General features: G+C 72.8%; 19 protein-coding genes. 12 read left to right on the forward strand and 7 right to left on the reverse strand.

Annotated features, from left to right (window positions below; genetic code table 11):
• Positions 1-62 precede the first annotated feature (62 nt).
• The 3 genes from OG943_RS17975 (at position 63) to OG943_RS17985 (ending at position 2328) form a co-directional block, all read left to right on the forward strand.
• Positions 63-926, forward strand: a complete 864-nt coding sequence (locus OG943_RS17975; protein ID WP_328610933.1) for an LLM class flavin-dependent oxidoreductase — start codon at positions 63-65, stop codon at positions 924-926.
• A complete protein-coding gene (locus tag OG943_RS17980) occupies positions 923-1339 on the forward strand; it encodes a nucleoside deaminase (protein ID WP_328610934.1) in 417 nt (138 codons plus the stop codon). The genes OG943_RS17975 and OG943_RS17980 overlap by 4 nt, the downstream gene beginning before the upstream one ends.
• A gap of 467 nt (positions 1340-1806) precedes the next feature.
• Positions 1807-2328, forward strand: coding sequence for a 2'-5' RNA ligase family protein (locus OG943_RS17985; protein WP_328610935.1), 522 nt, complete (start codon positions 1807-1809; stop codon positions 2326-2328).
• Here the strand turns inward: OG943_RS17985 and OG943_RS17990 are convergent.
• Genes OG943_RS17990 through OG943_RS18000 form a run of 3 tightly spaced genes read right to left on the reverse strand, consistent with a single transcriptional unit; the run spans position 2270 to position 4411 of the window.
• Entirely contained in the window at positions 2270-3349 is a 1080-nt protein-coding gene (locus OG943_RS17990; RefSeq protein WP_328610936.1) for a hypothetical protein, read from the reverse strand. The genes OG943_RS17985 and OG943_RS17990 overlap by 59 nt on opposite strands.
• A 7-nt stretch (positions 3350-3356) precedes the next feature.
• Complete coding sequence (locus OG943_RS17995; protein WP_328610937.1) at positions 3357-3950, reverse strand: hypothetical protein; 594 nt, start codon at positions 3948-3950, stop codon at positions 3357-3359.
• A gap of 11 nt (positions 3951-3961) precedes the next feature.
• Positions 3962-4411, reverse strand: coding sequence for a helix-turn-helix transcriptional regulator (locus OG943_RS18000; protein WP_328610938.1), 450 nt, complete (start codon positions 4409-4411; stop codon positions 3962-3964).
• 216 nt (positions 4412-4627) lie between these two features.
• Here OG943_RS18000 and OG943_RS18005 point away from each other — a divergent pair, with 216 nt between their 5' ends.
• Positions 4628-5572, forward strand: coding sequence for an NAD-dependent epimerase/dehydratase family protein (locus OG943_RS18005; RefSeq protein WP_328610939.1), 945 nt, complete (start codon positions 4628-4630; stop codon positions 5570-5572).
• Entirely contained in the window at positions 5569-7740 is a 2172-nt protein-coding gene (locus OG943_RS18010; protein WP_328610940.1) for a glycosyltransferase, read from the forward strand. The genes OG943_RS18005 and OG943_RS18010 overlap by 4 nt, the downstream gene beginning before the upstream one ends.
• On the opposite strand, the gene OG943_RS18015 is transcribed toward OG943_RS18010, so the two are convergent.
• Complete coding sequence (locus OG943_RS18015; RefSeq protein WP_328610941.1) at positions 7670-8176, reverse strand: GtrA family protein; 507 nt, start codon at positions 8174-8176, stop codon at positions 7670-7672. The two genes, OG943_RS18010 and OG943_RS18015, sit on opposite strands and share 71 nt — an antisense overlap.
• 180 nt (positions 8177-8356) lie before the next feature.
• Here OG943_RS18015 and OG943_RS18020 point away from each other — a divergent pair, with 180 nt between their 5' ends.
• On the forward strand, positions 8357-9511 hold the full coding sequence (locus OG943_RS18020; RefSeq protein WP_328610942.1) for an NAD-dependent epimerase/dehydratase family protein: 1155 nt from the start codon (positions 8357-8359) through the stop codon (positions 9509-9511).
• Between the two features lie 54 nt (positions 9512-9565).
• Here OG943_RS18020 and OG943_RS18025 read toward each other — a convergent pair whose 3' ends face one another.
• Entirely contained in the window at positions 9566-10204 is a 639-nt protein-coding gene (locus OG943_RS18025; protein ID WP_328610943.1) for a maleylpyruvate isomerase family mycothiol-dependent enzyme, read from the reverse strand.
• 140 nt (positions 10205-10344) lie between these two features.
• On the opposite strand from OG943_RS18025, the gene OG943_RS18030 reads away from it, so the two are divergent.
• Positions 10345-11646 carry an SWIM zinc finger family protein gene (locus OG943_RS18030; protein ID WP_328610944.1) on the forward strand — a complete coding sequence of 434 codons (1302 nt, stop codon included), beginning with the start codon at positions 10345-10347 and terminating at the stop codon, positions 11644-11646.
• On the opposite strand, the gene OG943_RS18035 is transcribed toward OG943_RS18030, so the two are convergent.
• Positions 11609-12124 carry a hypothetical protein gene (locus OG943_RS18035; protein WP_328610945.1) on the reverse strand — a complete coding sequence of 172 codons (516 nt, stop codon included), beginning with the start codon at positions 12122-12124 and terminating at the stop codon, positions 11609-11611. The two genes, OG943_RS18030 and OG943_RS18035, sit on opposite strands and share 38 nt — an antisense overlap.
• A 129-nt stretch (positions 12125-12253) precedes the next feature.
• Between OG943_RS18035 and OG943_RS18040 the strand changes: the two genes are divergently transcribed.
• The 5 genes from OG943_RS18040 to rpmJ all read left to right on the forward strand — a co-directional run bounded on the left by OG943_RS18040 (position 12254) and on the right by rpmJ (position 18445).
• Positions 12254-13696 (forward strand): DUF5691 domain-containing protein, encoded by a 1443-nt coding sequence (locus tag OG943_RS18040; protein ID WP_328610946.1) that lies wholly within the window; start codon positions 12254-12256, stop codon positions 13694-13696.
• Positions 13693-14778, forward strand: a complete 1086-nt coding sequence (locus OG943_RS18045) for an ATP-binding protein (RefSeq protein WP_328610947.1) — start codon at positions 13693-13695, stop codon at positions 14776-14778. Before OG943_RS18040 ends, OG943_RS18045 begins: the two co-directional genes overlap by 4 nt.
• Positions 14775-16985, forward strand: a complete 2211-nt coding sequence (locus tag OG943_RS18050) for a DUF5682 family protein (RefSeq protein ID WP_328610948.1) — start codon at positions 14775-14777, stop codon at positions 16983-16985. The genes OG943_RS18045 and OG943_RS18050 overlap by 4 nt, the downstream gene beginning before the upstream one ends.
• The gene (locus OG943_RS18055) at positions 16982-18148 is read left to right on the forward strand and encodes a VWA domain-containing protein (protein ID WP_328610949.1); all 1167 of its coding nucleotides are present in this window, start codon (positions 16982-16984) and stop codon (positions 18146-18148) included. Before OG943_RS18050 ends, OG943_RS18055 begins: the two co-directional genes overlap by 4 nt.
• A gap of 174 nt (positions 18149-18322) precedes the next feature.
• Positions 18323-18445, forward strand: a complete 123-nt coding sequence (gene rpmJ / locus OG943_RS18060; protein ID WP_328610950.1) for a 50S ribosomal protein L36 — start codon at positions 18323-18325, stop codon at positions 18443-18445.
• Positions 18446-18548: 103 nt separating this feature from the next.
• Here the strand turns inward: rpmJ and OG943_RS18065 are convergent, their stop codons facing one another.
• The gene (locus OG943_RS18065) at positions 18549-19109 is read right to left on the reverse strand and encodes a TetR/AcrR family transcriptional regulator (protein WP_328610951.1); all 561 of its coding nucleotides are present in this window, start codon (positions 19107-19109) and stop codon (positions 18549-18551) included.
• Between the last annotated feature and the right edge of the window lie 35 nt (positions 19110-19144).

Below are 19144 nucleotides of genomic sequence, written 5' to 3' on the forward strand. Positions count from 1 at the left end.
AGCGCGGATCTGCCGGAAGGAGTCTCTTCACCGATCGGCGCCGCCCGGATAGCGTTTTTCCCGTGCGACTTGGTGTGAACATCCCGAACTTCGGCCCCGGCACCGACCCGGGTGTGCTGCGGGCGTGGGCCCAGACCGGCGAAGGGCTCGGCTACGACCTGCTGATGGTGTCCGACCACGTGGCGGTGACCCCGGACGTCGCCGCGCAGTACCCGGCACCGTTCTACGAGCCGTTCACCGCGCTGTCCTGGCTGGCCGGCGCGACGACCAGGGTCCGGCTGGGCACGACCGTGCTGATCGTGCCCTACCGGCACCCCCTGCTGACCGCGCGGATGGCGGCGAACCTCGCCGACCTCAGCGGCGGCCGGCTGGTGCTCGGGGTGGGCGTCGGCTGGGCGAAGGAGGAATTCACGGCGCTGGGGGTGCCGTTCGAACGCCGCGGAGCCCTGACCGACGAATACCTCACCACGATCCGCGCGGCGTGGGCCGACGAGCGGGACTACCGCGCCGGCCCCGTGCCGCTGTGGATCGGCGGCGGCAGCGACGCCGCGTTGCGCCGCGCCGTCCGGCTCGGCGACGCCTGGCACCCGCTCCGGTTCGAGCTGCCCTGGCTGCGGGACGCGGTCACGCGGCTCAAGGCGTACGCCGACGCCGCGGGCCGGCCGGTGCCCGGGCTGGCCCCGCGGATCGTCCTGCGGCTCACGGACGAGCCGCTCGAGCAGCGCCTGGCCGGTGAGGGCACCGTGGACCAGGTGGTCGGCGACCTCGAGCAGCTGCGCCTGGTCGGCGCCGCCGACGTGGTGCTCGACCCGTTCACCGGTAACCCGGAGGAGACCCGGCGGCCCACCGCCGCCTGGCGGGCGCTCGCGACCGTCGCGGACGCCTGGAAAGCACACACCCAAGAACACACAGGGGAACGACCATGACCCACGACCTGCTCCGCCACGCGATCGGGCTGGCCGCGAAGGCCCGCGCGAACGGCAACCCGCCGTTCGGCTCGCTGCTCGCCGCCCCCGACGGGACCGTGCTGGCCGAAGCGCGGAACACCTCGGTCACCGACGGGGACATCACCGCGCACCCCGAGCTGAAGCTGGCGCGCTGGGCCGCGCGCGAGCTGGACCCCGCCACGGCCGCGAAAACCACGATGTACACCAGCTGCGAGCCGTGCGGGATGTGCGCGGGCGCGATCGAGCGCTCCGGCCTGGGCCGGGTGGTGTTCGCGCTCTCGACCGGGCAGCTGGGCACCCTGAAGCCCGCCGCCACGGGGGCGGGCTTCACGAAGGAGGGCCCGGCGTTGTTCGACGAGGCCAGGGTCCCCGTCGACGGTTATTACCGGTGAATCCCCCCGATTACTTATTACCCACCCCTGGGCGCGGCACCGGAATGTCAGCCGCGGGTACTGATCAATTCTCTTTCCGGTGTTCCGTGCTCGGTCCGCCGGCGCACCGGAACGCACGCCAGGAGCAGGGAAACCGCCACGACGCCCAGGAGCACGTGGCCGGCGAGGGCACACAATCCGCACAATGCGGTCCATAGGACGATCTTCATCAACCGAGTGTAGGGCGGCCCGGAATGGGCGGCGAAAAACTTGGGGAAGACTTAGGGTTTCGATCCTGAGACATTCCTTCACGCCGAAAACCCCGCCGATGGGCGGAACCCCGGGGCGATCCGGCTGCATGCCCTGAAGGCCACCTTCAGGGTCCGCTACGCCCTCAAGGTGGCCTTCAGGGCGCCCCGAGCCCGGGAAGTCCACAATGGACAAACCCCGGCCGGGCCCGGTTCCCGCGGGTAGGGGAGGATCGTCCCGTGCCCACTCCCGGAACCAGCGCGCTCGTGGTCGAGCTGCCCGCCGCCGAAGGACTGCTCGACGCCGCCCGCGCGGTGAACCCCGCGCTCGTGCGGCCGGGCCTGCCGCCGCACGTCACGGCGCTGTACCCGTTCCTGCCCGCCGCGCAGCTCACCGAGGAGGTCGACCAGGCCGTCGCCGCGCTCGCGCTTGAGCACGGCGCCGTAGACGTGCGCCTCACGGAACTGGTCGTCACGGCCGGGTTCGTCGCGGCCGCGGCGCCCGCGCTGCAACCCCTGGCCGACGCCGTCTGCGGGCAGTGGCCGGACGTCCCGCCCTACGGTGGCCGGTTCGGCCCGCGGCCGCCGGTGCACCTGACCATCGCGATGGGCGGCACGGACGCCGAGGACCAGGCGGTGGCCGCGGCGGCGAAAGCACTGCTGCCCGTCTCCGGCCGCGCCGAGACGCTGCACCTGGTGGTCCTCACCGAGCAGGGCTGGCAGCTCCGGCTGACTGCTCCGCTCGGAACGCCCGCGCGATAGCGCGCAGCCGCGCCACCTCGGCGGAGAACGCGGCGTCCCCGTCGGCGTCGGCGAGCGTCCCGGTCTCCGGCGGCGCTCCCGAGCGCGCCGTCCGCGCGGCCGCGTCCGGCGGCATCGACGGCGTGACCCCCGCGAGGATCAGCCCGTCGTTGACCTCGCTCATCGCCGTGAGCAGCCGCTCCCGGCCGGTGACGCCGGCGGCACCGAGCCGCACCACGTCCGGGAAGCGCCCGGTCAGGTGCTCCCGCAGCGGGCGCAACGCGGCGCGGGTGCGCGCGTCCCGGATCGCGCGGCCCGCGGCCGGCAGCGCGGGCATGGTCAGGCCGACCACGATCAGGAGCACCGAAACCGCCGGGAACCCGACGTCCAGCGAGCACTTGAGGTTCGAGAAGGCGCCGTGGCACGGGACGGCGACGGGGTGCGCCGAGTTCAGGTCCCCGATCACGGCGACGATCTTCCCGGCCAGGTAGGCCAGCGCGAACGCACACGCCACGAGCATCACGCCGAGTCCCGCCCGCAGCGCGCCCGTGCCCGCGCGGATCGCCCCGGCCGACACGATCGCGATGTCCACCACCGCGAAGCCCAGATACAGCGTGTACACGAAGATGTAGACCACCAGCGTCGGGTTCGAGCGGTACAGCTCGTCGAACAGCCCGATCCCCCTCGGCAGCCCGGACGTGGCGAAGAACGACGCCACCAGCACCACCAGCGCGACGGCGAGCGCGGCCTGCCGGCTCCGGCGGCGACGGTGCGCGACGCCGCCGATCTCCGCGACCGTGACCTCGATGCCGTACGCGGCCACCATCGTCGCCAGGTTCGACAACAGCCGCCCGAGGCTCGGGTAGATCCGGCTTTCGATCGCCTGCGCGCTGTCGGCCAGCAGGCAGAACGCCAAGCCGAGCGCGATCAAGGTGGTCGCGAGGCCCGCGCCCGCGCCGGTGCGCCGGGCCCGCGACGCGCGCCAGAGCCCGGCGGCCACCGCGAGCAGGCCGACCCCGAAGAAGAGGACGTCGATCGCCACCGGGCGCCTATCCGAGCAGCGACGCGAGCCGCCGCGCCTGGTCGGCGGACCGGCCGGACGCGCCGGGCCGCAGCGGCGCGACGCCGGCGGTGGCTTCGCTCATCAGCAGCACGGCGATCAGCTCGGCCTCGTATTCGTTGTCGTCGCTGGTCACGCGGGTGAGCAGGTGGGAGAGCAGGTGCGAGCTCAGGTCCGGCGCGACCGCCGCGGCCTCGGCCTTCGACATCAGGCAGACGCCCCGGTGCCCGCACAGCATGTGCGCGATCTCGTGGGCGATGATGTGGTCCTGGTGCAGCGGCGAAGTACCGGCGGTGTAAGCGATCAGGTCGTAGTCCGCACGCCGTTGCCAGGCCCCCGAGGGACGACCGGGCGCGTACTCGACGGCGACCAGGTCGATCTCCCGGCCGCGCCGTCGCTCCAGCAGGTCGACCCACGCGTTCATCGACCACGGGCGCGGCAGCGGGACGTCGCGCAGCAGGTCTCGCACGCGCGTCCGGGCGCGCGCTCGCAGGCTCGGGTCGATGACCCCTCCCGGTGCGATCGGCGGTTGGACCAGCCGGGTGCACTGGGCGCTGCTCGGTGTCCCGGAGGCGATCAGCATAGCGGGCGGGGCTACTCCGGCTTCCGCCCGCGACGGGACCGGTCGCGGCCCGCGTCGTAGCTGTTCAGCTGGTCCACCAGCGCGGTCACCGTCTCGCGATCACGCGGGGAAAGACGCATCGCGCGCTGGGCCAGGTCACGCGCTTCGGTGTCGCGCCAGGCCACCACGTCGGCGACCTGGCCGTCGACGCGCTCGGCCACGTCGTCGTCGAAGAAATAGGTGACGGGCACGCCGAAGAACCGCGCCAGCGCCTGGATGTGCGAGCGCTTCGGGTCACGCCGCGCGCCCACCGCGAGCTGCTGGACGTGCGTGGCCGACATGCTCACGCCGGTCAGGTCGGCGACCCCCTGCGCGATCTCGCGATAGGAGTACGGCTTGCGGTCCGGCGGGTGCACGGTGGCGATCAGATTCGCCAGCCGCTCGGCGAAACTGCGCTCGCCCTCGTCCGGTGCCTCGGCCATCAACGCCCCCAAACCGTCCTACGTCCGTGACGAGGTCGAGCATAACCGTCACGTAAACTTGACACCAGCTGTCCACTCAAGGATACACTCCGCACCGACGCCGTTAAGAAAACTAAACACGGTTCGTCCGCGTGTGGCCACTGGGGGTGGCCACACGCGGCCGCCCGATCCGCTCCACCAAGGGGGCGCACAGGTCGCGCAGGTAGGTTGTCCGCCATGTCACTCCCGAGCGGTCCAGACAGGACCTCCGTTGTGGTCACCGGCGGCAGCGGCTTCATCGGCCGCGCGGCCGTCCGCGCGTTCCGCGACCACGGTTTCCCGGTCACGGTCGTGGACCGGGTCCCGTACGAGACCACCGACGAAGGCGTCCGCGTGATCGTCGGCGACCTGCTCGACGCCGCCACCCGCGAAGCCGCGATCACCGCGGAAACCGCCGGAATCGTCCACCTCGCCGCGCTCACGTCGGTGCTGAAGTCGGTCGAACGCCCCGATGAGACGTTCACCGAGAACGTCACCGTGACCCACGAGCTGCTGGAGCTGGCGCGTAAGAACGAGGTGCCGCGGTTCGTGCTGGCTTCGACGAACGCGGTGATCGGCGACGTCGGCACGTCGACGATCACAGTGGACCTGCCGCCCCGGCCGCTCACTCCGTACGGCGCCACGAAAGCCGCCTGCGAAATGCTGCTGTCCGGCTACTCCGGCGCGTACGGCATGACCACCTGCGTGCTGCGGTTCACCAACGTCTACGGGCCCGGCATGTCCCACAAGGACAGCTTCGTCCCGCGCATGATGCGCGCGGCGCTGGCCGGCGAGGGCGTGCGTGTGTACGGCACCGGCGAGCAGCGGCGGGACCTCGTGCACGTGGACGACGTCGTGCGCGCGATCCTGCTGGCGTTCGAAAGCGGGTACAACGGCCGCGCGATCGTCGGCGCCGGGCACTCGGTTTCGGTGCTGGAGATGGTCGAAACGGTGCGCGAGGTGACCGGCGCCGAGCTGCCGGTGGAGCACGTCGCCGCGCCGGCGGGCGAGATGCCCGCGGTGCTGGCCGATGTCTCGGCGAGCGCGGAGACCATCGGCTTCACCCCGGCGATCTCGCTCGCCGACGGGCTGGCCACGGCGTGGAAGTACTTCTCGGAACTGGACCTGAAAGCGACCACGTGACCCTGTTCCTCCGCCGGCACGCGCTCCTGCTGGCCCTGCTCGCCGCGGGCACCGCGCTCCGGGTGCTGACCTGGGTGGCCTACCAGCCCGCGCTGCTCTACATCGACTCGTTCCGCTACCTGGGCAACCTCGGGCTGCGCGGCGACCAGATGAACCCGATCGGCTACGACCTCGTGCTGCGGCCGCTGCTGGCCATCGGCGGGCTGGCCTTCGTCGCGGCCGTGCAGCACGTCGCCGGCCTCGCGATCGCCGTCGGGATCTACGCGCTGGCCCGGAAACTCGGCGCCCGCCGGTGGGTCTCCGCGCTCGCCGCCGCGCCGATCCTGCTGGACGGCTACCAGCTGCAGATCGAGCAGAACATCATGTCCGAGGTGCTGTTCGAGGCACTGCTGCTCGGGCTGCTGTGGCTCCTGCTGGCCCGGGGGAAGCCGAACTGGCGGCGGATCGCGCTGGCCGGGCTGCTGATCGGGTTCGGCGTGCTGGTGCGGCTGATCGGGATCTCGCTCGCCGTGCCGTTCCTGCTCTACGTGCTCGCCGCCGGCAGCGCGTGGCGGCACTGGCGGGGCTGGCGCAACGCGGCCGCCGGGCTGCTCGCGATCGTCGTCGTGGTGGCGCCGTACGCGGTGGAAGTCAAGGCGCAGACCGGGAAATGGGGCCTGAGCGGGCCGTCCGGCAGCATGCTCTACGGGCGAGCCGCGGCCGTCGCGGACTGCGCGAACCTGCACCTCGACCCGACCCTGCAGGTGTTCTGCCCGACCCAGCCGATCCCGGAACGGCTCGTCGACAACTACACCCACGCCGACCAGGACCCGCTGTGGCCGGGGCCGCTGCCGCCGGGCGCCGACCGCACCGCGCTGGCGAACGAGTTCGCGCACGACGTGCTGAAGGCGCAGTGGTGGGACGTCACGAAGGCGATCATCGGCGACTTCTCCAAGAGCTTCCGGTTCACCCGCGCCACCGCGATCAACGACGTGCCGCTCGACCGCTGGCAGTTCCAGCAGACCTACCCGCTGTGGGCCGACCCGCCCGGCGTCGCGATGGTCACGCGGCAGTACGACGGCATCGACCCGACCGTGAACGAGCCGATCGCCGTGTTCCTGCGGGACTACCAGATCAACGGCGGGTTCGTCCCCGGCGCCGTGCTCGGCTTCTTCGCCCTGCTCGGCCTGCTCACCCTGCTGCGGCGCAAGAAACCACGGGACAAGGCGCGCGGCGGCGCCCTGTTCGCCGCCGGAACCGGGCTGTTCCTGCTCTTCGCTTCGGCCGTCTTCGAGTTCTCCTGGCGCTACCAGCTGCCGGCGCTCGTGCTGCTGCCGGTGGCGGGCGCGCTCGGCTTCACGACGCTGACCGCCGCCAGCCGCCGTCGGCTCGGGGCGTACCCGGACGCCGTGGACGACGGCGCGGTCGCGGACTTCGAAGCCCGGCACCCGGACACGAAACTGTCGGAGCTGACCGTGGTGATCGCCGCCTACAACGAGGCCGGCGGCATCGGGCAGGTGCTGGAGAAGATGCCCGACGAGTGCCTCGGCCTGCCCGTCGACGTCCTGGTGGTGGTCGACGGCGGCACCGACGACACCGCGCGGATCGCGCAGGAGCACGGGGCGTACGTCTGCGTCGCGCCGACCAATCGGGGCCAGGGTGCCGCGCTGCGCGTCGGGTACCACCTGGCCGCGAGCAAGGGCGCGAAGTACATCGTCACGACCGACGGCGACGACCAGTGCGACAACAGCGAAATGCCCGAGCTGATGGCCCCACTGCTCGACGGCAGCGCGGATTTCGTCACGGGCTCGCGTCGGCTGGGCTACGAAGAGGCCGACAGCCGGATGCGCTGGCTCGGCGTGCGGGTGTTCGCCTGGCTGGCTTCCGTGCTGACGTGGCGGAAAATCACCGACACGTCCTTCGGATTCCGGGCCATGCGGGCGGAACTCGCCTGCGCCGTCCCGCTCAACGAGCCGCAGTACCAGTCATCGGAACTGCTGCTGGGGATCACCGCGCGCGGCGCCCGCGTGCTCGAGCGGCCGATGAGCATGCGGCTGCGCAAGGCGGGCAAAAGCAAGAAGGGCAGCAGCCTGGTCTACGGCGCGAACTACGCCCGCGTCATGACGGGGACGTGGTGGCGGGGGTACGTGCTGCGCCGCGGCCGAACACGAAGCGGTCGAGCATCGTGAACTTCACGACGAACACCAGCGCGTAGCTGGCCACGTACGCGGCGTCGATGAGCACGACCCACCAGACGTGCGGCAGGCCCAGCGGCGCGAGCAGGTGGCCGGTGAGCGTGGTCAGGCCCACCGAGGCGAGCCCGCCGAGCGAAATCACGGCGACGTAAGGCAACAGCTCGGCACCGATCCGGGGACGGCCGCGCCGGCCCCACACCCAGCGACGGGTCAGGAAGAAGTTCAGCACGGCGCCGGCGGCGAACGCCAAAACGCTGGCCAGCCACGGTGCGCCGCCCAGCGCGAGCACCGACAGCAACGCAGCCTGGCTGAGCAGCGTCGCCCCGACCGAGCTGGTGGCGGCCCGAAAGAACCGGATTGTGCCGCGGCGCCGGGATCGGGGTGATTCCTCCGTCGTGCGAGGCTTCACCGGGTTGGTTACCGTCGTCATGTCCCCAGTCTCCCCTCGGCCGCTCCCGACGGCCGCCCGACCCCCCGACGCATAGGAGATTCACAGCTCATTGCCAGGCCATCATCAGCACCTGGTCGATAAGTTCGAGCGCGGCCATGGCGTCATGTACAAAGAGGAATCAGCGCGCTTGTCGCGTAAACGATACGGAAAGGCTCCTCAATGCGAGTGCTGGTTCTCGGTGGCGACGGATACCTGGGCTGGCCCACGGCACTGCACTTGTCGGACAAAGGCCATGAAGTGGCTGTTCTCGACAATTTCGCCCGGCGGCAGTACGACGTCGAACTGGAAGCCGAGAGTCTCGTCCCCATCGAAGACCTGGCGACCCGCATCGATGCCTGGCAGGAGGTGTCGGGCAAGAAGATCACCTCTTACGTCGGCGACCTGCTCGACGCGGAGTTCCTGTTCGAAGCGGTGCGCGAGTTCGCGCCCGACTCGATCGTGCACTACGCGGAGCAGAGTTCCGCGCCGTATTCCATGATCGACCGCGAGCACGCCGTCTACACGCAGAACAACAATGTGGTCGGCAACCTGAACCTGCTGTACGCGATCGCCGAGATCAACCCGGACATCCACCTGGTCAAACTCGGCACGATGGGCGAGTACGGCACGCCCAACATCGACATCGAAGAAGGCTGGCTCGACGTCGAGCACAACGGCCGCACGGACCGGATGCTCTACCCGAAGAAGCCGGGGTCGTACTACCACCTGTCGAAGGTGCACGACTCGCACAACATCGAGTTCGCCTGCCGCGTCTGGGATCTGCGCGCCACCGACCTCAACCAGGGGGTGGTCTACGGCCAGGAGACGCCGCAGACCACCCTCGACCCGCGCCTGGCCACCCGCTTCGACTACGACGGCGTGTTCGGCACGGTGCTGAACCGCTTCGTCATCCAGGCGGTGCTGGGCCAGCCGCTGACCGTGTACGGCAAGGGCGGCCAGACCCGCGGCCTGATCGACATCCGCGACACCGTGGAGTGCATCCGGCTCGCCGTCGAGAACCCCGCCGACCGCGGCGAGTTCCGCGTGTTCAACCAGCTGACCGCGACCATGTCGGTGAGCGAGATCGCCGACCTGGTGGCGGACGCCTTCCCCGGGCCGGTGCAGATCGAGAACCTGGACAACCCGCGCGTCGAGCAGCCGGAGCACCACTACAACGTCAAGCACACCGGGCTGGTCGGGCTGGGGCTGGAGCCGCACCTGCTGTCGGACACGCTGATCGAGTCGATGTTCGACATCGTCGGCGCCAACAAGCACCGGGTGAACGTCGACCGGATGCTCCCGCAGGTCCGCTGGCGCGGGGCGATCAAGAGCTGACGCGTTCTCCCTCTTGAAGACGCCGGGCCGCTTTCGTGGCCCGGCGTTTTTTCGTCAGTAGCGGGGCCAGGGGCCGAGCGGGGGCAGCGGGGCGGTGAGGCTCGCGCCGTTGCCACGGCCGGTGAGCCAGGCCGCGAGGTCACGGATGGGGCCGGCGACTCCGGTGTCCCCGGTTGGCGGGCCCCACCGGCGCGGCACATCGGTGGCCTTGAGGCTCGTGCCCGGCGGGATCCGCTCGCGCATGAAGCCGACGGCGTGAGCGGCGAAGTCCTCCGGCCAGTCGGCCGGGCCGATGCCGACGTCAGTGTCCACGAGGTGGATCCAGACCTCGCGCCAGCGCGTGTACACGGCCGGGGCGAAGGCCGGGCAGTCCTCGACCCGCGACCACACCCGTTCCAGGGCCTCGGCCTGGGTGGCGACGGCGGCGCGGTGCTCGTCGGCGGTCCGGCCGGCGGTGGCGTCGATGATCGCGTCCCGCTCCCCCGGCGCCCACATCGCGACTGCCTCGCCGCGCAACGCGTGCTCGACGACCCGGGTCCGTGCGCGCGCGGCATCGGCGAGGTGGGCGAGCACGTGGCCACGGGTCCAGCCGGGCAGCAGCGAAGGCCCGTGCACCGCGGCGTCCGTGAGCCCGGCGAGCGCGGCGCCGAACCGCCGGTGGGCCTCGGCGACGGCGGTGAGCGGTGGGGGCACGAGGTCCGATCGTAGCGGGCGGATCGTGGCGGCCGCCGGAATTGTCGGTGCCGGGTGGGATGCTTCTCCGGTCAGCCCCACCAAGGGGAGGGATCGACTGCGCGGTAAGGGAACAGAGGCAAGGAATCGTGGGGGAACAGGTGACAGCGCGCTGGAGCCCGGAGCGCGTCGTCGGGCTCGCGCCGGACCCGGCGTCAGCGAAGGCCGGGCGCGGGCAGGCGGCGCCGGCGAAGTGGTCCAGCACCGGCGCGTCGGGGCGGGCCGTGTGGGGCGCGTGCCAGGGCAGCGGGAAGAAGCCGTACCAGGCGGCGGTCGAGCTGGCCGGGCCCGCGTTCCGGTGCACGTGCCCGAGCCGGAAGTTCCCGTGCAAGCACGCGCTGGGGCTGTTGCTGTTGTGGTCGTCGGGGCAGGTGCCCGAGACCCCGGACGAGGCCGGGTGGGTGCGGGACTGGTTGGAGGAGCGTGCTTCTCGCGCCACCCGCGCGGAGAAGCGGCCGGACGCGCCGAAGGACCTCGAGGCCGCGGCGAAGCGCGCGCAAGACCGGATGGCCCGCGTCACGGCGGGCGCGGCCGAGCTGCGCGGCTGGCTGACCGACCGCGTCGGGGCCGGGTTCGCGGGCTTCGAGCGTGGTGGGGCCGAAGAGCTGCGCGGCGTGGCGGCGCGGATGATCGACGCGCAGGCGACGGGCCTGGCCGGTGGGCTGCGGCAGGCCGCGGGCCTGGTCGGCCGGGGCCGCGACTGGCCGGGTGACCTGCTGGCGGAGCTGTCGCTGCTGTACCTGCTCGCGGGCGCGGTGACCCGGCTCGACGAGCTGCCGCCCGGCCTCGCCGAGACGGTCCGCACCCGGCTCGGCTTCGCCGCGAGCACCGCGCAGGTGCTGGAGTCCGGCGAGCGCGTCGCCGACCAGTGGCTGGTCACCGGCGCGGTCGACGAGGAGCTGGACGCCCTCCGCACCCGCCACACCTGGCTGCGCGGGCGGCACTCCGGCCGTCCCGCGCTGGTGCTGTCCTTCGCGCCGCCGGGCCGTCCGCTGGACAGCTCGCTGCCGCCGGGCCACATCGTGCCGGGCGAGCTGGTCTTCTACCCGGGCTCGGTGCCGTTGCGGGCACTGGTGGCCGACCACACCGAGCCCGTCACGTCGCCGGTCCCGCGGGGTGACACCGTCGCCGAGGCACTGGCGTCCTACGCCGAGGCCCTCGCCGCCGACCCCTGGCTCGACCGCTGGCCCGTCCTCCTGGCCGACCTCACCCCGGCCACCCACCCGGACGGCTGGGCACTGTCCGATGTGGACGGCGCCGCCCTGCCCCTGACCCCCGCCACCGACCCGTGGCGCCTGCTGGCCCTCGCCGCGGAACACCCGGTGACCCTCGCGGCCGAATGGACCCCCGCCGGCCTCCGCCCACTCACCTGCTGGCACCCGAACGGCGCGGTGCGCCTGTGAACGAGCATCCCCTTCCGGCCGTGTTGCCCGGCGCCACCGCTTTTGCCGCGGTCGCGGTGATCGCCTCCGCCGCCGGCACGGTCATCGCCGCCCCCATCGCCGCGGCAGCGGCCGCGGTGGACGCCTCCGCGGGCACAGAGTTCGGTTCCGCCACAACAGAAACCCCTGCCACCACCGCGACCACCGGTAGCGCAGCGATCACGACCGCCACCACCCGCGACACCGCAGCAGCAGCCACGGTGGACGCCTCCGCGATCGCAGACCTCACCTCCGCCACAACAACAACCCCTGCCGCCACCTCCGCGAGCGCCGCCACTGCCACCGCCACCGCGACAACAGCCACGGCAACCACCTCCCCGATCACAGACTTCACCTCCGCCACAACAGAAACCCCCGCAACACCCGCCACCGCAGCCGCTTCTCCCACCGCGGCGACCCCCGCCACCCCAGCCGCTTCCGCCACCGCAGCAACCACCACCGCAGCCGCTCCTGTCACCGCGACAACCCCCGCCACCCCCACCACCGAACGGAGCCCTCTCCTGCCCCCGCGCACAACCCGTCCCCCGCTGGTCTCCCAGCACAACCCCCCACCCCAGGCGGTGCCCCGATGAAGGCCTGGGAGGACCTCGTCAGCACCGCCCTGCTCGGCACCCGCCGCCGGACGCTCGACCTCGCCGGGCAGCCGCCCGCGATCCGGGCGCTCACCGAAGGCGCCCAAGACCCCGCGGACGGGGTGCTGACCGCCGCCGCGCTCGTCACCAACTACCGCCGCGCCGGGCGGTTGCCGATCCCCGGGGCGCGGCGCGAGGACCCCGCCGAGCCGGACGGGCGGCCGTTCGTCCCGCCCGCGGCGCGCGAGCGGCTGGCCCGGCTGCTCCACGCGAACCGGCCCGAGCTGCTGGAGGAGTGGCTGAACGCCGTCGCCGCGACCGGTTTCCGGGTGCCGCCCGACCAGCTGCCCCAGCTCGCCGAAAACGCGCGGACGCGGGTGTCGCTGCGGGCGCCGCTGGCGGCGGTCGCCGGGGCCGTCGGCACCTGGCTCGGCGAGCGGAACCCCGACTGGGCGTTCCTGGTCGCCACGGTCGCGGACGACAACGACGACGCCTGGCAGTTCGGCACCCCCGCGCGGCGTCAGGCCTGGCTCGCGCGGGCCCTCGCCGAAGACCCGGCCGCCGCCCGGGCCGCGCTCGCGGCCACCTGGCGCAGCGAGCCCGCCGACCTGCGCGCCGCTTTCCTCGGCCTGCTCGGCGAGCACCTGGCCGAGGAAGACGAGCCGTTCCTCGACGACGCGCTCGCCGACCGGGCGGCGGGGGTGCGCGACACGGCCACGCACCTGCTCGGCCGGCTGCCCGAAGCGGACCTCGGCCGGCGAATGGCGGCGCGGCTGCAGGACTGCGTCACCGTCCGCAGCCGGGAGTTGCGGGCCGATGTCCTGCAGCTGACCCTGCCCGAGGCGGACGACACCCTCCTGCGCGACGGCGTCCGCGTACCGCACGGGCCGGACCAGGGCACCGGGCGGCTGCGCGCGATCATTTCCGCCACCCCGCTGGGTTTCTGGGCGAAGTTCGGCACGCCGGCCGACCTCGTCGGCATGCTCGTGGACGGCTGCCCGCTGCCGGTGCTGCGCGACAGCTGGGCCACGGCGGCGATCCGGCAGGGCGACGAGGCGTGGGCGCAGGCCCTCGTCGAGGCGGAGCCGGGCGGGCGCAGCACGGCCGCGCTGATCGGCGTGCTCGCCCCGGAGCGGCAGGCCGCCACTGTCGCGAAGCTCGCGCGGGGCCTCAAAGTCGAGGCCCTCACCCGGCTGATCCTCGACCTGCCCCGGCCCTGGCCCGAGGAGCTGGGCCGGGTGCTGCTCGACTGGGTCGCCGCCCAGCAGGACCACCGGCTGGTCGCGCACGCGGCCACCCTGATCGCCAAGGCGGTGCCGGCCGCCTGCCTCGGCCACCGCCTGGCTGTGATCCCCCTGCCCGGCGAGGCCGCCCCGTGGCGGCGCGCCGTCGCCGAAACCCTTACCTTCCGCCGCGAAATGCACGAGGAGCTCTCATGACGTCCGCAGTTCTCCGGCCCCACGCCGAGCAGGAGTACGCCGGCGAACTGGCCGCGCTGGCCGCGGCCGACGACCGGACCAGGCCGCCGTCGTGGCTGCTCTCGCCGTGGGCCGTGGTCACCTACCTGCTCGGCGGCCGGCTCGACGACGGCACCGAGATCACGCCCAAGTACGTCGGCCCGCGCCGGCTGGTCGAGGTCGCCGTCGCGACGCTGGCCACCGACCGGGCGCTGCTGCTGCTCGGCGTGCCCGGCACGGCGAAGACGTGGGTGTCCGAGCACCTGGCCGCCGCCATCAGCGGCGACTCGACCTTGCTGGTGCAGGGCACGGCGGGCACCGCGGAGGAGTCGATCCGCTACGGCTGGAACTACGCCCGGCTGATCGCCGAGGGCCCGAGCGAGCGGGCGCTGGTGGAGAGCCCGATCCTGCGCGCGATGCGTGACGGCAAGGTGGCGCGGCTGGAGGAGCTGACCCGCATCCCGGCCGACGTGCAGGACTCGCTGATCACCGTGCTGTCGGAGAAGACGCTGCCGATCCCCGAGCTGGGCAGCGAAGTGCAGGCGCGGCCCGGCTTCACGCTCATCGCCACGGCGAACAACCGCGACAAGGGCGTGAACGAGCTTTCCAGCGCCCTGCGCCGCCGGTTCAACACCGTGGTGCTACCGCTGCCGGACACCGCCGAGGCCGAGGTGGAGATCGTCAGCCGCCGCGTCGCCCAGCTCGGCGCCGCGCTGTCGCTGCCCACGGAGGCCGCGGAGCTGTCGGAGATCCGCCGCGTGGTCACGGTGTTCCGCGAGCTGCGCGCGGGCCGGACCGAAGACGGGCGCACGGCGGTGAAAACGCCGTCCGGCACGCTCTCCACCGCCGAGGCGATCAGCGTGCTCACCGGTGGGCTCGCGCTGGCCGCCCACTTCGGCGACGGCGTCCTGCGCGCCCAGGACGTGGCCGCCGGCATCCACGGCGCGGTCGTGAAGGACCCGGTGGCCGACCGCGCGATCTGGATCGAGTACCTGGAGACCGTGGTGCGCGAGCGCGACGGCTGGGCCGACTTCTACCGGGCGGGCCAGGAGATCAGCGGATGACCACCCACCTGCTCGGGATCCGGCACCACGGGCCGGGCTCGGCGCGGGCGGTGGCCACACGGCTCGCCGAGCTGGAGCCGGACGTGGTGCTCATCGAAGGCCCGCCCGAGGCCGACGCGCTGGCCGGGCTGACCGCCGACGAGGGCATGCGCCCGCCGGTGGCGCTGCTGGCGTACGCGGCGGACGACGTGTCGAGCGCCGCGTTCTGGCCGTTCGCGGTGTTCAGCCCGGAGTGGCAAGCCCTCCGGTACGCCGCCGCCGCGGGGGTGCCGGTGCGGTTCTGCGACCTGCCCGCGGCGCACCAGTTCGCGCTCGGCGACGGGGGTTCGGGCGACGGGGATTCCGGCGACGGGGGCGACGGCCGCTCCGGCGACCCGCTCGCCGAGCTGGCCGCGGCCGGCGGGTACGACGATCCCGAGCGCTGGTGGGACGACGTAGTCGAGTCGCGGCGTGACTCCGAGCCGCCGTTCGAGGTGATCGCCGAGGCGATGACCGCGCTGCGGGAGGACAAGCGGCCGGAGAACCTCCACGAGCGGCGGCGCGAGGCGTACATGCGCACGGTGCTCCGCAAAACGCGCAAGGAGGGCTTCGAGCGGATCGCCGTGGTCTGCGGCGCCTGGCACGTCCCGGCGCTGGCCGACCCGCTGCCGACGGCGGCCGCGGACCAGTCCGTCCTCAAAGGACTCCCGAAGCGGAAGGTGGTGTGCACCTGGGTACCGTGGACCCATGGCCGGCTCGCGACCGGCACCGGTTACGGCGCCGGCGTGCGCTCCCCCGGCTGGTACCACCACCTGTTCACCACGGCCGAGGACGTCACCACCCGCTGGCTCACACGCGTGGCGTGGGTGCTGCGCGAGGAGGACCTGCCGGTCTCCACCGCGCACGTGATCGAGGCGGTGCGGCTGGCCGAAACGCTGGCGACGCTGCGGGGACGGTCTTCGGCCGGGCTCGCGGAGGTCGACGCCGCCACCCGCGCGGTGCTGTGCGGGGGCGACGACGTGCAGGCCGACCTGGTCACCCGGCGGCTGGTGGTGGGCGAGCTGCTCGGCGAGGTGCCCGAGACCGTCCCGCAGGCGCCGCTCGCGGCCGACCTGATCGCCACCGCGCGGCGGCTGCGGCTCAAACGCGAGCCGGAGGTACGGGAGCTGGACCTCGACCTGCGCACGCCCGGCGGCGTCGACCGGTCCCGGCTGCTGCACCGGCTGCGGGTGCTCGGCATCCCTTGGGGCGCACCGGAAATCTCGGCAACGCGCAGCAAGGGCACGTTCCGCGAGACCTGGACGCTGTGCTGGGAGCCCGGCTACGAGGTGGACCTGGTCGCGGCGGCGGTGCACGGGACCACGGTTCCCTCGGCCGCGGCCACGGTGGTCCGCGAGGTCGTCGCCGGGAAGCCGCCGCTGGCCGACATCACCACGGCGGTCGAGGACTGCCTGCTCGCGGACCTGGGCGACGCGCTGCCCGAGGTGCTCACCGCGCTCGACACCCGGGCGGCGGCCGACGCGGACGTCGCCCGGCTGATGGCGGCGCTGCCCTCACTGGCGCGGGCGACGCGGTACGGCGACGTCCGCGGCACCGACACGGCGCGGCTGCGGGAGGTCGCGGACCGGATGCTCACCCGCGTCTGCGCCGGCCTGCCGCCCGCGACCCACGGCATCGACGAGGAGGCGGCCGAACGGTTCTGCCGCCTGATCGACGACGTGCACGAGGCGACGACCCTGCTCGGCGAAGCGGCGCGGGAGCGCTGGCTCTCCGCGCTGTCCGGCCTCGCCGGGCGCGACGCGCTGCCCCCGCTGCTGGCCGGGCGGGTCGTCCGCCTGCTGCACGACGCCGACCTGCTGGACGGCGCGGAGGTCGAGCTGCGGCTGGGCCGCGCGCTCACGCCGGGCGTCGAGCCGGCGGCGGGCGCGGCGTACGTCGAGGGCTTCTTCGCGGGCGGCGCACTGCTGCTGGTCCACGACGAGCGCATGCTGCGGGTGATCGACACCTGGCTGGGCGGTATCCCACCGGACGTGTTCACCGAGGTGCTTCCCTTGTTACGCCGTACTTTCGGCGCGTTCGCGGGTCCGGAGAAGCGGGCCATCGGCGAGCGGGCCGCCACCCTGTCCGGCGGCGCCCCGAAGGCGAAGGCGCCCACCGACGAGGTGGACGAGCCGCGGGCCGAGAGCGTCCTGCCCGTGCTGGCCACCCTCCTGGGAGTGACGTCATGACCGAACCGGCCGATCCCGACCGGCTGCGCCGCTGGCGGCTGGTGCTGGGCGGGGGCGACGACGGCACCGGCCGCGCACTGTCCGAAGAGGACAGAGGAGTCGACGCGGTGCTGTCGGCCCTCTACGACGAGCGCGAGGAGAGCACCCGCGGCGGCGACCGGCGCGGCGCGAACCTGGCGGCGTCGGCGCCACGGGTCGCGCGATGGCTGGGCGACATCCGGCGTTACTTCCCCGGCTCGGTCGTCCAGGTGATGCAGCGCGACGCCGTCGACCGGCTCGGGCTCACGCGGATGCTGCTGGAGCCGGAGCTGCTCAGTGCCGTCGAGCCGGACGTCCACCTGGTCGGCACGCTGCTCTCGCTGAACGGCGTGCTGCCCGAGGAGACGAAGGAGACCGCGCGCACCGTGGTGCGGACAGTGGTCACGCAGCTGGAGGAGCGGCTGGCCGAGCGGACCCGCGCGGCCGTGCGCGGTGCCCTCGACCGGGCGGCCCGCACCCAGCGCCCGCGCGCGGCCGACATCGACTGGGCGCGGACCGTGCACAAGAACCTGCGGCACTACTCCCCCGAGCTGAAGACCATCGTGCCCGAGCGGCTGGTCGGTTTCGGCCGGCGTCAGCACAGCGTGCAGCGCGAGGTGATCCTGGCCGTCGACCAGTCGGGCTCGATGGCGGAGTCGGTGGTGTACTCGGGCCTGTTCGGCGCGGTGCTGGCGTCGATGCGGGCGCTGAGCACGAAGTTCGTCGCGTTCGACACCGCGGTCGCCGACCTGACCGAGCACCTCGCCGACCCGGTCGACCTGCTCTTCGGCACCCAGCTGGGCGGCGGCACGGACATCAACCGCGCGCTGGCCTACTGCCAGGGCCTGATCGAGCGCCCGGAGCAGACCCTGCTGGTCCTGATCAGCGACCTGTACGAGGGCGGGGTGCGCGAAGACCTGCTGCGGCGCGTCGGCGAACTGGTCGGCTCGGGGGTCCAGGTGGTGACCCTGCTGGCCCTCTCGGACTCCGGCGCCCCGTTCTACGACCACGAAAACGCCGCCGCCCTGGCCGAGCTGGGCGTCCCGGCCTTCGCCTGCACCCCGGACCTCTTCCCGGACCTGATGGCGGCCGCCATCCGCCGTGAGGACCTGGCCCGCTGGTCGGCCACGGCGATGGCGACGTGACCCCGGGCAGCTCGTCGAGCAAAGCTCCGCAACCACGCCGAACAACCATTCGAGCGAACGGGCCTGGTCGGCCCGCAGCTCACCGGCACGGCGCAGACCCAAGGCAACCGCGGGACTAAACCGACCGGTCAGACTGTTGACACCGGTGTCACGCTTCGAGAGAGGACGGTAGCCATGAAGGTTCGCACGTCGGTCCGCTCCCTGGCCCGCCAGCCGGGCGCCCAGGTGATCCGCCGCCACGGCAAGGTTTTTGTCATCAACCGCGACAACCCGCGTAACAAGGCCCGCCAGGGCTGACGGGTTCGCGAGTCGCGCCGTCCGGTCTCCCGACCGGGCGGCGTTTTCGCGTTCGGGCGCCCGTATTCTCAGCGAACGACAGCGAACGGCCACGACGCTCGGGTCAGCCGTCGGCGAGGCGTTGGATGGTGGCGCCCAGCCAGGCCTGAAGCTCAGCGGAGTCGCCGAGTTCGGACCGCAGGACCCGGCGACGGGTCGAGACGCCGAGGACAAAAGCGTCGATCGCCGCGGCCCGGTTGCGGGCGTCCGCGTCGTCCAGGCCGCTGTCGCGCAGGTAGTGGTGCAGCGGCTCCAGCGAGTTCGTGTCGAGGAACGCGGCCAGGGCCTCCGCCGCCTCCGGGCGTTCACCGGACGCGCGTTGCAGCGCCAGCAGCGGATCTTCCCCGGGCGCACCGAACCAGCGCTGGACGATGCTCGCGGCGAGGCGCGAACCCAGCTCGGAACGGTCGCCGTCAAAGGAGTCCGCGACCGGGATCTCCACCTGGGTCGCCGCCAGGAAAAGGCCGTCCTTGCCGCCGAAATAGCGCGTGATGAGGTTCGGCGACACACCGGCCGCGTCGGCCACGCCTTTCACCGTGATCGCCGTGTACCCGGACCGGGCGAACTGGCGTTGCGCGTGTTCCAGGATCCGCTGCCGGGTGGCGGCCGCATTGCGCGAAGTCATGTGTACGAGCATACACATCTTGTGTACGCTGATAC

This window comes from Amycolatopsis sp. NBC_00345 (assembly GCF_036116635.1).
Taxonomy (GTDB): Bacteria; Actinomycetota; Actinomycetes; order Mycobacteriales; family Pseudonocardiaceae; genus Amycolatopsis.